This is a genomic window from Sphingobium cyanobacteriorum (genome assembly GCF_030580935.1).
Taxonomy (GTDB): Bacteria; Pseudomonadota; Alphaproteobacteria; order Sphingomonadales; family Sphingomonadaceae; genus Sphingobium; species Sphingobium cyanobacteriorum.
Map to the genome: position 1 here is coordinate 51,078 of NZ_JAUQOM010000005.1, position 12,546 is coordinate 63,623.

General features: G+C 63.3%; 11 protein-coding genes. 5 read left to right on the plus strand and 6 right to left on the minus strand.

Annotated features, from left to right (window positions below; all coding sequences use genetic code 11):
• Positions 1-1,782 (minus strand): aminopeptidase P family protein, encoded by a 1,782-nt coding sequence (locus Q4610_RS11595; protein ID WP_304536114.1) that lies wholly within the window; start codon positions 1,780-1,782, stop codon positions 1-3.
• Positions 1,783-1,895: 113 nt separating this feature from the next.
• Between Q4610_RS11595 and Q4610_RS11600 the strand changes: the two genes are divergently transcribed.
• The 3 genes from Q4610_RS11600 (at position 1,896) to Q4610_RS11610 (ending at position 5,049) form a co-directional block, all read left to right on the plus strand.
• Positions 1,896-3,968, plus strand: coding sequence for a S9 family peptidase (locus Q4610_RS11600; protein ID WP_304536115.1), 2,073 nt, complete (start codon positions 1,896-1,898; stop codon positions 3,966-3,968).
• Positions 3,968-4,369 carry an acyl-CoA thioesterase gene (locus Q4610_RS11605; RefSeq protein ID WP_304536116.1) on the plus strand — a complete coding sequence of 134 codons (402 nt, stop codon included), beginning with the start codon at positions 3,968-3,970 and terminating at the stop codon, positions 4,367-4,369. The genes Q4610_RS11600 and Q4610_RS11605 overlap by 1 nt, the downstream gene beginning before the upstream one ends.
• Positions 4,370-4,431: 62 nt before the next feature.
• Positions 4,432-5,049, plus strand: a complete 618-nt coding sequence (locus Q4610_RS11610) for a hypothetical protein (protein WP_304536117.1) — start codon at positions 4,432-4,434, stop codon at positions 5,047-5,049.
• Between the two features lie 91 nt (positions 5,050-5,140).
• Here the strand turns inward: Q4610_RS11610 and Q4610_RS11615 are convergent, their stop codons facing one another.
• The gene (locus Q4610_RS11615; protein WP_304536118.1) at positions 5,141-6,985 is read right to left on the minus strand and encodes an ABCB family ABC transporter ATP-binding protein/permease; all 1,845 of its coding nucleotides are present in this window, start codon (positions 6,983-6,985) and stop codon (positions 5,141-5,143) included.
• A 261-nt stretch (positions 6,986-7,246) separates the two neighbouring features.
• Here Q4610_RS11615 and Q4610_RS11620 point away from each other — a divergent pair, with 261 nt between their 5' ends.
• On the plus strand, positions 7,247-7,858 hold the full coding sequence (locus tag Q4610_RS11620; RefSeq protein WP_304536119.1) for a DUF6891 domain-containing protein: 612 nt from the start codon (positions 7,247-7,249) through the stop codon (positions 7,856-7,858).
• A 292-nt stretch (positions 7,859-8,150) separates the two neighbouring features.
• On the opposite strand, the gene Q4610_RS11625 is transcribed toward Q4610_RS11620, so the two are convergent.
• The 3 genes from Q4610_RS11625 to Q4610_RS11635 all read right to left on the minus strand — a co-directional run bounded on the left by Q4610_RS11625 (position 8,151) and on the right by Q4610_RS11635 (position 11,633).
• Positions 8,151-9,512 (minus strand): methyl-accepting chemotaxis protein, encoded by a 1,362-nt coding sequence (locus Q4610_RS11625; RefSeq protein ID WP_304536120.1) that lies wholly within the window; start codon positions 9,510-9,512, stop codon positions 8,151-8,153.
• Positions 9,513-9,618: 106 nt separating this feature from the next.
• Positions 9,619-10,536, minus strand: a complete 918-nt coding sequence (locus Q4610_RS11630; RefSeq protein ID WP_304536121.1) for a DMT family transporter — start codon at positions 10,534-10,536, stop codon at positions 9,619-9,621.
• Positions 10,537-10,568: 32 nt separating this feature from the next.
• The gene (locus Q4610_RS11635) at positions 10,569-11,633 is read right to left on the minus strand and encodes a DUF3667 domain-containing protein (RefSeq protein ID WP_304536122.1); all 1,065 of its coding nucleotides are present in this window, start codon (positions 11,631-11,633) and stop codon (positions 10,569-10,571) included.
• Positions 11,634-11,737: 104 nt separating this feature from the next.
• Here Q4610_RS11635 and Q4610_RS11640 point away from each other — a divergent pair, with 104 nt between their 5' ends.
• Positions 11,738-12,217 (plus strand): GAF domain-containing protein, encoded by a 480-nt coding sequence (locus Q4610_RS11640; protein WP_304536123.1) that lies wholly within the window; start codon positions 11,738-11,740, stop codon positions 12,215-12,217.
• Here Q4610_RS11640 and Q4610_RS11645 read toward each other — a convergent pair.
• Positions 12,214-12,459 carry a hypothetical protein gene (locus tag Q4610_RS11645; RefSeq protein WP_304536284.1) on the minus strand — a complete coding sequence of 82 codons (246 nt, stop codon included), beginning with the start codon at positions 12,457-12,459 and terminating at the stop codon, positions 12,214-12,216. The genes Q4610_RS11640 and Q4610_RS11645 overlap by 4 nt on opposite strands.
• Positions 12,460-12,546 lie beyond the last annotated feature (87 nt).

Here is a 12,546-nt window from a genome sequence, read left to right on the forward strand (position 1 = left end):
TTAGAGAGGCGCGCACGCAGCCTGGAGCCAGACGCCCGCATCGCCCTCCAGTTGCGGGGCGACCAGGGCCAGCACCCTGGCATGATAGGCGTCGATCCAGGCGCGCTCGTCGCCACTCAGCAGGTCGGTGGCGATCAGGGCACGATCAAGCGGTGCATAGGTCAATGTTTCGAACCCCAACATGGCCTTTTCCGCGCCGGGGATCGCCCGTTCCTCGACCAGCACCAGATTTTCGATGCGGATGCCATATTCGCCGGTCTTGTAATAGCCCGGCTCGTTGGAGAGGAGCATGCCCGCCACGAGCGGTTCATCGCCGCCACCGAATGTGGCGATCCGCTGCGGCCCTTCATGCACCGACAGGAAGCTGCCGACGCCATGGCCGGTGCCATGGGCGTAATCCAGCCCTTCGGCCCAGAGATATTGCCGCGCGAGGACATCAAGCTGGCCGCCCCGCGTGCCTTTCGGGAATATGGCGCGGGCAAGCGCGACATGGCCTTTCAAGACCAGTGTGAAGCGACGGCGCATTTCTTCGGTGGGCGTGCCGATCGCCACGGTGCGGGTAACGTCAGTGGTGCCATCGCGATACTGGCCACCCGAATCAACCAGATACAGCGTGCCCGTCTCGATCGGGCGGTTCGTCTTTTCCTCGACACGGTAATGGACCACCGCGCCGTTCGGCCCCGCGCCGCTGATCGTGTCGAACGACAGATCCTCCAGCAGGCCGGTTTCCTTGCGGAAGGCTTCCAGCCGGTCGGATGCGTCCAATTCGGTGAGGCCACCCTTGGGCGCTTCGACCGCGATCCAGTGGAGAAAGCGGCTCAAGGCCGCGCCATCGCGCGCCTGCGCCGCCTTGTGACCGGCGATTTCGGTGGCATTTTTGATCGCCTTGGGCAGGACGGCAGGATCGCGCAGCGACAGCACGGTCGCGCCACCTTCATCAAGATGATTGAAGATCGCTGCGACAGCCCGCTCAGGATCGGCGACCACCGTTTTTCCGCCGAAATCCCGGAGCGCCGTCGCGAAGTTCACACCGTCCCTGACCCGCACCGCATTGCCCAGATGCTGGGCGACAGCCTCATCCATTTTCTCCGGCGCGACATAAAGGTCGGCGGTGGCATCGGCATGAACGATAGCATAGGCAAGCGCGACGGGGGTGCGATCCACATCCTTGCCCCGGATGTTGAAGGTCCAGGCGATCGAATCGAGCGCGGACAGCACCACCGCATCGGCCTTTTTCTCCGTCAGCCAGTCCGCCATCGCGGCACGCTTTTCCGCCGCCGACTGACCGGCGAAGCGATCGTCATGCACCACCAGCTTGGCACCGCTGCGCGCCGGGCGATCGGGCCAGATGGCATCGACAGGGTTGGTGTCGACCGCGACCAGTTCCGCCCCTTTCAGGGCCAGTGCCTGCGTCGCTTGGCTGACCCAGCCGCGAGTGTGGAGCCAGGGATCATAGCCGATGCGCGCGCCCTGCCCGGCATGATCCTTCAGCCAGGCGGCGATCGATGTCTGGGGTACGCTTTCATATTGCCAATGGGCGCCGTCCACCTGCTCGCGCACTTGCAGCGTATAACGACCGTCGACGAAAATCGCCGCTTCCTCCGGCAGCACCACGGCGCTGCCCGCAGACCCTTGAAATCCTGTCAGCCAGGCGAGCCGCTGGGCATAGGCGCCGACATATTCGCTCATATGCTCGTCGGTCAGCGGCACCACGAAACCATCGAGCCTCTGACGCACAAGTTGCGCGCGCAGGGCCTTGAGGCGATCTTCATAACTGGACATCAAATTTCCCTTGGATCATGTCGGGCCTCTTGCGTCGGCCATCATGCCGACAACATAGAGAGGCAAGCGCGCTTATGCCAGCGCATGGCCCTGTATAAACCCATGGATAATTGATGACCGATCACATGCAGCCTACGCCCCTGCCCCCTGTCGCGGAGCGCCGCCCGCACAGCTTCACGCATCATGGCGTCACGGTGGACGATCCTTACGCATGGCTGCGCGATCCGAACTATCCCGACGTTCAGGACAGGCAGGTGCTCGCCTATCTGGAGGCGGAAAACGCCTGGTTCGAGAAGGCGATGGCGCCGCACAAGCCCCTGCTCGACACGCTGTTCCAGGAAATGAAGGGACGGATCAAGGAGGATGACCAGTCGGTTCCGCAAAAGGATGGCGACTATATCTATTGGCGCGCCTTCGAAACCGGCGCGCAATATCGCAAATGGTATCGCAAGCCGGTTAATGGCGGTGATGACCAGTTGATCCTGGACGAACCCGCGCTGGCGGAGGGGCATGACTATTTCCGGCTAGGCGCGATGTCGGTCAGCCCGGATGGCCGCTACCTTGCCTACGCGATCGACACTGACGGGTCGGAGAGGTTCGAGGCGCGGATCAAGGACCTGTTTTCCGGCGAAACCCTGCCTGAGGTGATCCCCGACACATTATCGTCGCTGGTGTGGACGGCGGATAGCAGGGGATTATTGTATGGTCTTGCCAACGAAAACTGGCGGACCGACAATGCGCGGCTGCACTGGCTGGGCCAAGATGTGGCGAGCGACGTCGAGCTGTTCCACGAGGATGATGAGGGGTTCCGTGTCTCGATCGGCCTTACCTCCTCGGAAAAGTGGATCGTCATCGCGACCGGCGACCATGTGACGAGCGAAGCCTGGCTGATCCCGTCCGACGACCCCACCGCCAAGCCGTTACTGGTCGCGGCGCGCAAGCCGGGCCGCGAATATGATGTCGATGAGCATGAGGGCACACTCTACATCAAGACCAACGACACGGATCCCAACTTCCGGCTGGTGAAGGCGACGCTCGACGCGCCCGACCAGTGGACGGAAGTGATCGCCCCCTCGCAAAATTTCTATCTGACCGATTTCACGCTCTTCAAAGGCTTTTACGTCACCGAAGGACGGCAGGACGGGCTGGACCAGATCGAACTGCGTGATTACGCGACCCATACGCCAAAGCGCATCCCTTTCCCCGAAGCCAGCTATTCGGCGAGCCTGGACGACAATCCCGAATATGACGTGACCCGGTTGCGGATCGGTTATGAATCGATGGTCACGCCTGACACCATTTACGACTATCATCTGGAAACAGGTGAACTGGAGGTGCTGAAGGTCCAGGCTATCCCGTCAGGCTATGACGCCAGCCGCTATGCCACCGAGCGGCTGATGATCGCGGCGCGCGACGGCACGCAAATCCCGGTATCGATCGTCTATCCTGCCGGCCTGCCCCGCGACGGCAGCGCGCCACTGCATCTTTATGGCTATGGCGCCTATGGGCTGGCGATGGAGCCGGGCTTTTCGACCAGTCGCCTGTCGCTGCTCGATCGCGGCTTCGCCTTTGCGCTGGCGCATATCCGCGGTGGCGATGACCTGGGCCAGCAATGGTATCTGGATGGGAAGCTGGACAAGCGCGTCAACACCTTCACCGATTTCGTCGATGTGGCCAAGAGGCTGATCGATCTCGGCTATACGGCCAAGGGCCGGATCAGCATTTCGGGCGGATCGGCCGGCGGCGAACTGATGGGCGCGGTGATCAACTCCGACCCCGACCTGTGGGGCGCGGTGGTGGCGCATGTGCCCTTTGTCGACGTGCTCAACACCATGCTGGACGAGACGCTGCCCCTGACGCCGGGCGAATGGCCCGAATGGGGCAATCCGATCGCGGATGAAGCCGCATTCCATACGATCCGGTCTTACGATCCCTACACCCATGTCAAGGCGCAGGACTATCCGCCGCTGATGGTGACGGCGGGCCTGAACGATCCGCGCGTGACCTATTGGGAGCCAGCCAAATGGGTGGCGAAGCTGCGAGCGACCAAGACCGACGACAATATGCTGCTGCTCAAGACCAATATGGGCGCGGGTCATGGCGGCAAGTCAGGGCGCTTTGAAAGCCTGCATGAGACGGCGGAGGAGTTCGCCTTCATCCTGTGGCAATTGGGCATGGCGAACTGATGGCGTCCCCCTTCACCAAACAGATCATGGCGCTGCCTGAACATATCGACGTGCTGGGTCATGTGAACAATGCGGTGTGGGTGCAATGGATGGAGCAGGTGTCGGTCGAGCACTGGACGCGCGATGCCGATCCTGCCCATGTCGATGCCTATATCTGGGTCGTGACCCGGCACGAGATCGATTATCGCGGCAATGTAACGGCAGGGGAGACGGTGACGGCGCGTACCTGGATTCCCGATCCGCCGCGCGGCGCCCGGTTCGACCGGCTGATCGAATTCACTGGGCCGGATGGCAAGGTAAAGGTCGCCGCACGATCGACCTGGGCAATGATCGAGAAGGAAACGGGGCGCCTGATGCGGGTGCCCGTACAAGTCGCTGCCCCTTTCCTGAACGCCAGATAAAGGAACTTACAGACAAAGGCACACGTTTCTCTGCCCGTCATCTTCAGTGACAGGAGAGAAATATGAAGAATATCTTCGGGTCTACCATGGGCGGCTTGCTGGCCGCTACCGCCCTTAGCCTGACCGCCACCCCGGCCTTTGCCGGTGACGAGGAACGCGCTCTGGCCGCCATCGCCCAGGCGCAGGGCAAGGTCGATGCAGCCGCGAAGCTCAACGCTTCGCCTGAGTTGATGGCGCGGGCGCAAGCCGCCCTGCGTCTGGCGCAGGAAGAATTGAAGAGTGGCAAGGAGCAGAAGGCGATCGCGTCAGCGCTCGACGCGCAGCAGGCCGCCGACACCGCGATCGGTGAAGGCCAGCAGCGCATGGACGCCAACGCGCAGGTTCAGGCCGAAGCCACGGTAAATGCCCAGCAGCAGGCCGATGCCGCCAACGCCCGCGCCGCTATCGCCGAGCAGGCCGCCGCCTCCGCCGCCGCCGATGCACAGGCAGCGCGTAATGCCGCCGCCCTCGCCGCCGCCAAGCCAGCCACCACGACGGTGACGACCGAAACGGTGAAGGCTGCGCCCGCCACGGCGCGCAGCAGTGCGCCCAAGCGCAAGATCGTGCGCAAGACAACCACCACCGCGCCGCGCGCGACGGTTGCAGAGCGAACCACCACCACGGTCACGACGCAGAACTAGAGAGATTTCTCATCAGATGACATCATCTGATGCCTGGGAAATCGCGTAAAATCAATAAACTACCGTGGATCGCCGGGTGGCGTGGTGTCACTCAGCGATCCACCATTTCGAATATGTCTGCGATCCCCGGCTCGACCGGAACCGCTTCCCGCTCTGCCGCCTGGCGCGTCCACATCAGCGCATAAAGCCCGTTGGCCCTGACCAGATCGGCATGACGGCCACGTTCCACGATCACGCCCTTGTCCAGCACGATGATTTCGTCCGCGTCGACCACGGTGGACAGGCGGTGCGCCACCACCAATGTCGTGCGCTTGGCGGTCATGTCGCGCAGCACGGTCTGAATTTCGGTTTCGGTGCGACTGTCGAGCGCGCTGGTCGCCTCGTCCAGCACGAGCACCGGGGGATCTTTGAGCAGCGTGCGGGCGATCGCGACACGCTGTTTCTCACCGCCCGACAATTTAAGGCCGCGTTCGCCGACGCGGGTGTCGTATCCCTGCGGCAGGCTGAGTATGAAGTCGTGGATCGATGCCGCCCTGGCCGCCGCCTCGATCTCCTGCTGGCTCGCGCCTTCGCGGCCATAGCCGATATTATAGCCCACCGTGTCGTTGAACAGCACCATGTCCTGCGGCACGATGCCGATCGCGGCGCGCAGCGACGCCTGCGTCACGCCCGCTATATCCTGCCCGTCGATCGTGACCTTCCCACCCTGTATATCATAGAAGCGGAACAGGATGCGGGCGATGGTCGATTTGCCCGCGCCCGATGGCCCGACGATCGCCAGCGTCCGGCCCGCTGGCACGGTGAAGCTGACATCGTGCAGGATTTCGCGTTCCGGGTCATAGCCGAAACGGACATGGTCGAAGCGGACGGCGCCGCCGCGCGCTTGCAGATCCGGTGCGCCATCCGCATCGGCAATTTCCTGCGGCGTGTCGATCAGCTTGTACATCGCCTCCATGTCGATCAGACCCTGCCGGATGGTGCGATAGACCATGCCGAGCAGGTCGAGCGGGCGGAAAAGCTGGGCCAGAAGAGTGTTCACCAGCACCACGTCGCCGGTTGTGAATTTTCCGGCGCTCCAGCCCCAGACGGTATAGGCCATGGCGCCCGCCATCATCAGGTTGGTGATCAGCGACTGGCCGATATTGAGCCAGGCAAGGCTGTTCTCGCTCTTCACCGCCGCGCGGGCGTAGCGCCGCATGGCCGTGCCATAGCGGGTCGCTTCGCGCTGTTCGGCGCCGAAATATTTGACCGTCTCGAAATTCAGCAGGCTATCGACGGCATGCGCAACGGCGTTGGTGTCCATGTCCACCATGTCGCGGCGCAACTGGTTGCGCCATTCGGTGACGGTGCGGGTGAAGCCGATATAAAGCGCCACCATCACGAGTGTCGCAACGACCAGGCCGGGGCCGAACTTTATGAAGAAGATGACGCAGACCGCGACCAGCTCCAGCACGGTGGGCGCGATGTTGAACAGCAGGAAATACAGCATCGTGTCGATGCTCTTCGTGCCGCGTTCGACAATCTTGGTGACTGCTCCGGTGCGCCGGTCGAGATGGAAGCGCAGCGACAGGCGATGAAGATGGACGAACACGTCGTCGGCCAGTCGCCGTCCGGCTTCCTGCCCCACTTTTTCGAACACAGCGTTGCGGAGGTTGTCGAACAGCACGCTGCCAAAGCGCGCGCCGGCATAGACGGCGATCAACGCGATGGCGAGGCCGACGGCCGGTTCCAGCCCCGGCGCCATCCGGTCAATCGCGGCCTTGTAGGCGAATGGCATGGCGAGGCTGACGCCCTTGGCCAGCAGCACCAGCCCCATGGCAAGCGCGACCCGGCGCCGCAATGCGGCCGAGTCGGCAGGCCAGAGATAGGGAAGAAAACGCCGCAAGGTCGCCCATACGGGCGGGATCGGCGCGGAAGGGGCGGTATCTGGCGGCATGGACGCTATGTAGTCATATCCGCGCGGCGGTCCAGTCCGCAGGCATGCGTGCCAGGGAAACAGGCGGCGATGGTGACAGCCAGGGCGCGGATGTTCCCCTGCACCGGCATCGGCCGCATCATGCCCCCTTCCCCTTTGACATGCCGCGCGTCATGATGGGGCGTTGCGGCGCATCGTGGGAGGCAAGGCAGGCGCATGTTCGGATCTTTGTGGAATCGGATTTTCGGGCAGCGAATTTTCGGAAACGGGGCGGAAACGAGCGTGCAGCAAGGCGCTGTGCAAAGCTATGACCCGGTTGAAGCGTTGCGCGATCTGGTGCGGCGCGATGTGGCTGGCGGCTTTTTCGATGATGACGCGATCCTGACCAACGCCAACGACATGTTCGAGGAGGAATTGCCCCGGCCACTTTTGCGGGTCGAGGCGTCGGCGGCACTGCGCGCGGCGCTGGCCGATCATCGCGCCGCCGAACGGGACTGGGGCGAGAACACCGATTGCGACCGGCTGGACGCCGCCTTTGTCGCGCTGGAGGCCGAAGGCGTGATCGCGCGGCAGAATTTTACCTGCTGCGGCATCTGTGGCGCATCCGAAATCTGGGACGAGATCGAGGCGGCGCGGGACGAAGGCGAGCGCGTGGAAGGCTATGTCTTTTTCCACATGCAGGATACCGAAGCAGCAGTGGAAGGACATGGCCTCTACCTGAATTACGGCGCCTGCACGGAGGGCGAGGCCGCCGCGATCGCCATCGGCTATCGCATCGTCGCGCAACTGGAGGCGCAGGGCCTGACGACCCAATGGGGCGGCCGGCTGGAACAGCGGATCGGCGTGGCGATGGCGTGGAAGAAGCGGCGCGGCGTGCGGATGTTGGAGGGCTGATCGCGCGTCAAAGGCCAGCCACCGCGTATCGATAACCAGACCGATGGCGTCTGGATCATCCTTTGCCGGTTGATGGCAATCGCCATCCGATGCGTGCAGTGGCAGGCAACAAGGCCCGACGATCCGCAGGCAGAGATCGGCGTGGCAGGCAATGCGTCATGTGCGCTGCCCAACGGTCCTCACCCAGTCTGATAGACCAGCACAGAGCCGCTATGTCGATCATGGATCAGGGTGCCACGCCGCTGTCGGCACGGCCTTGCTCCTGGTCAGTCAGGGATTCGTCGCCGCGTGCCTATCCCTGGTCCCGATAGGCCATTTGCAGGATGCCCCAGTGGCGCCCCTTCACATGGATGGATGCGATCACCTGCTTGAGCAGGATCACCTCTCCATCCGCGGTCAGGCGGCGATAAGCCTTGATGCGGAAGGGCTTGACGGTCAGGCATTCCGATCGCGTATCATCGCCTTCGAAGATCAGCCCCTGCCGTGAATATTCGAGATTCCAGTTGATGTTGCCCGGACGCTGAGGCTGCGCACGTTCGGGCATGGCAACCGCGCCAAAGGCATTGCGGTCGGTGAAGGTCATGCCGAACAGGCCGGAAAAAGCGCGTGCCTTTTCCTGGGCTGCCCGCGCAGCAGGCAGCATCACATCCTGCACCGGATGGGTGAAAAGGGGCGGGTTGGCCCCGGCGATCGGCACATAATGTTCGTTGAAGATCGCCGCTTCGCTGACAAGGCCTGCATCGATCGCCTGTTCAATCGCGCGACTGACCTGTTGCGCGCTGTCCAGCCCAAAGCGGATATAGGGCGAATCAGGAATATCGACGCCGCTTTCGGCCAGATATTGCAGCAATTCGTTGGTGTCGTTGCTGGCGGTGGAAACGCGGCCCGACAGGCGTTGCAGCCCGTCGGCATTATCCGTCGACGTGCTCGCCAACGCGGACAGGCCGGTGCGAATCTCCGCCGCCGACCCGACCATCGATCCGATCCGTACTGCCACTGCCTCGCTGTTGGTCGACAGGCCCAGCATCAGCGTGCCCAGCCGGTCGACCAGGGTTTCGATATTCTTGGTGTCGCTGAGCGCCGTGCGCGCCGTCTGCGCGCCATGGGTAATGCTGTCCAGCATCCCGCCCGCCTCGCCGGTCAGCGCACCGATGGACTGTTCGATCGTGTGCGTCGCCGCCGCCGTCTCCTGCGCCAGCTTCTTCACTTCGGAGGCGACCACGGCGAAACCGCGCCCGGCATCACCGGCGCGCGCTGCCTCTATCGTGGCATTGAGCGCAAGGAGGTTCGTCTGCCGGGCGATGCCGCTGATGACACTGGTGACATGGGCGACGGTCTTTAGGGCTTCGCCAAAGCCGTCGAGCCGCGCATGGATACGGCTGACCTGTTCGATCAGGTCGACGAAATTGCTGTTGGCGGCAGACAATTGCCGGCCCGAATCATCGATGATGGCGCGGGCCGCAATCGCCTTTTCACGAGCTTCCTGCCCGGCCAGCGATACGCTGTCGCCGTCGCGCGACAATTGCGCCGCCGCGCCGCTGATCGCCTCGATCGTGCGCGCCTGCTGTGTCACCCGGTCGGCCAGTTCGCTGATATCCGCCTGCAAATCGAGCGTGCGAAGGCCCAGGTCGCCCGATAATCTGGCAACTTGCATGACCGCTTTGGCAACGGATTCGGCGTGTGCTTCGTTTCCCACAACATGCATGGCTATCGCGTTGTGGTAAAGGAAGGGTTAGCGCTGCAACGGCCGGAAAGACGGTTCAGAGCGCGCCCATCAGGGCCAGCGCGACGCCGCTCACCACCAAGAACAATCCCGCCACCTCGCTGCGCCGCATCCGTTCCTTCAGGTAGAAATGGCCAAACGCCATCGTGAAGGCGACCTCCACCTGGCCAACGATCCGCACCAGCGCGACCGGCGCGGTCGCAAAGCCGGTGAACCAGCAGGCCGATCCCAGTGCGGAGAGCAGCCCGACCTGCCCCGACACGCGCCAGCTACGCAACACCCGGCGCATCTCGCCCGGTTCGCGCAACATCAGCCAGGCACCCTGTATCAGCGTCTGGAGCAGCACCGTTACCGCCAGCACGAGCAACGCCGCAAGGAAGCGGTCGCCGCCGTCCACCGCCTGGGTCGCACGCCTGATGCCGATCGCGGTCAACGCGAAGAAAAAGCCGGACGCGATGCCAGTCAATGCGGCCGGCTGGGTAAGCGCACGCAGGACATCCATCGCCCCCATCCGCTTGCCGCCGGTCGACAATAGCATCACCCCCATCACGCCACAGCCGATCCCGGCCCAGGCGAGCGGTGACAGCCGCTCATCCAGCAACAGGAAGGAAAGGACAGCCCCCTGTACCGCCTCCGTCTTGGAATAAGCGGTGCCCACGACGAAATTGCGATATCGGAACGCCAGGATCAGCAAATTGGTGGCGATGATTTGCGCCAGCCCGCCCGCGACGCAAAAGAGCAGGAAGCCCGGCCCGATCCCCGGCAACGCTCCGGGAAAGAACAGGCGATATCCGCCCAGCAGCATCAGGGTGAAGGGGATGCCATAGAGATAGCGCACCAGTCCGGCGGCGTTGAGCGACAGGCTGTGGCTCACCCGGCGCTGGATCGCGGTGCGCCACGCCTGCACCGCCCCTGCGATCAGGGTCGCGGGCAACCAGATTGGGGATGTGATCATCGCGGGGCGCTATAATGCGTCCTACCCCGGTGTCACCCCATCATCACCAGGAAGGTGAAGAACAGGGACAGCGACACGCAGGCAAAGCCGTAGAGCAACGGCAACCGCCACAAAGCGCCCATCCGCGACAGGGCATAGGCATCCTTGAACTGGCGATACATGTGCCAGATAGCGAACAGCAGCAACGCCAGCGTCACCAGCCCGCTGGTCACATGCACCATGGTCAGCACCATGGAGAGCGAAAAGAGCAGGGACATGAAGGCGATCGAATAGGTGATGTAGATCGCATGGTCGTACATCTGGTAGCGGCGGCTGAAAGGAAAGAGCAGCCAGAGGAAAGGCAATGAAATGAGGATCAGTGCCCAAGAGAATTTATAGGCGTTCGCCTTGAGCTTGTAATAAGCGAACTCCGGGTTCCTGGCGGCCGCGCTGAGAGTCTTGCCCACGGTCTGGGCGACGCCGCCATTCATGCCTTCGCCCGTCAGCCTATCGGTAATGCTGCTCGCCATGCCCAGCGCCTGCCGCTCGTCCCGCGCCTCGGCCAGATCGCCGGTCAGCGATTGCCTGCGGTCGGCCGACAGGCCCGGTGCGGCCAGCCTGGCCTCGATCTTCGCGATCCGGGCGTCGGCCTTGGCCTCTTCCCCTTTCAGCGCGGCGATCTCGCCCTTGTCCATCTGCACCATCCTGCCCGTTTCCGGGCCATAACTGGTGAGTGAGAAGATCGCGTACATCAGGAAGGCGGAAAACAGGAACAGGGCGAAAGGCGACACGAACTTCGCGCGCTCGCCCTGGATATAGCGCCGCGTCAGATGGCCCGGTCGCAACGCCAGTTCAGGCAGGGTGGTCCAGATCTTGCCTTCGAAATGCAGCACGCCATGGGCCAGGTCATGGCCGATCGCGCCGAAGCTGCGGTGCAGATGCGCCGCCTGCCCGCAACTGGCGCAATAATTTCCGGTGATCGCCGCGCCGCAATTCAGGCAGGCGCCATGGCCGGCGCCATGGCCGGCGTCATGCGCCTCCCCATGGCCCGGCTCGACCGTCCGCGCCACCATGGCGCCCGTGATGGCGTCTCCCGCCGCGTCCAGTTCCCCCGTCATGCGCTAACGATACCAGCCCTGTATGACGCTTGCCAGTCACCTTGATGGAGGCTGCCGGGCACGGCCTACTGGACAATCGCTGCGCACGGTTTCATGACGGCGACATGGGGGACGAACTGACCAGCCGGGCGATCGCGGATGGCGATCAGGACACCATTCGGGCGATTCTGGCCGATGTCTGCCGCCTGACCGACATGGGCTTTGCCGCCGTTGCCCATGTGACCGAGCGGCGCTGGATCGCCTGCCAGGTGCTGGACAAGATCGAGTTCGGCCTGACGCCAGGCGACGAACTGGAAATCGCCCAGACCATCTGCACCGAGATTCGCGACCATGGCCAGGCGGTCATCTTCGACGATGCATCGGTCGATCCCGATTGGCGCACCCATCCGGTGCCGATCCTCTACGGCTTCAAAAGCTATGCGTCCTTCCCGATCATCCTGTCGAACGGGGATTTCTATGGCACGCTCTGCGCGATCGACCCACGCCGGCGAAAGGTGGCGACATCTGAAGTGATCGCCACGCTGAGCGCCTATGCGCGGCAAGTGGCGGTCCTGCTGGAAAGCGCGCAGGCCGCCAGGGGCTAAACGCCGCCCGCCAGCCGCATCATCCGCTCGGTCGCATCGGGCGCGGCCTCGCGCCCCATCGTCCAATTGCCCTGCAACCGGACCAGCGGATTGGGCGCGCACCAGATTTCGCCCGACTCGCTCAAACCCGTCACCCAGATCAGATTATGCTCCTGCCCATAGTCGATGACGGCCAGGGCATAGCCTTTTCCCTTTCCCTCGACAGTAACGGGCAGGGGCGGATCGAGCTGGGTGAAGGACATGATATGCTCCGGCGGTATAAGGGTGCCGGTGACAATGCGGGGCAAGGGCACGGAGTTCCTGGGGCTTAACCCGGATCAGCCTCTTTT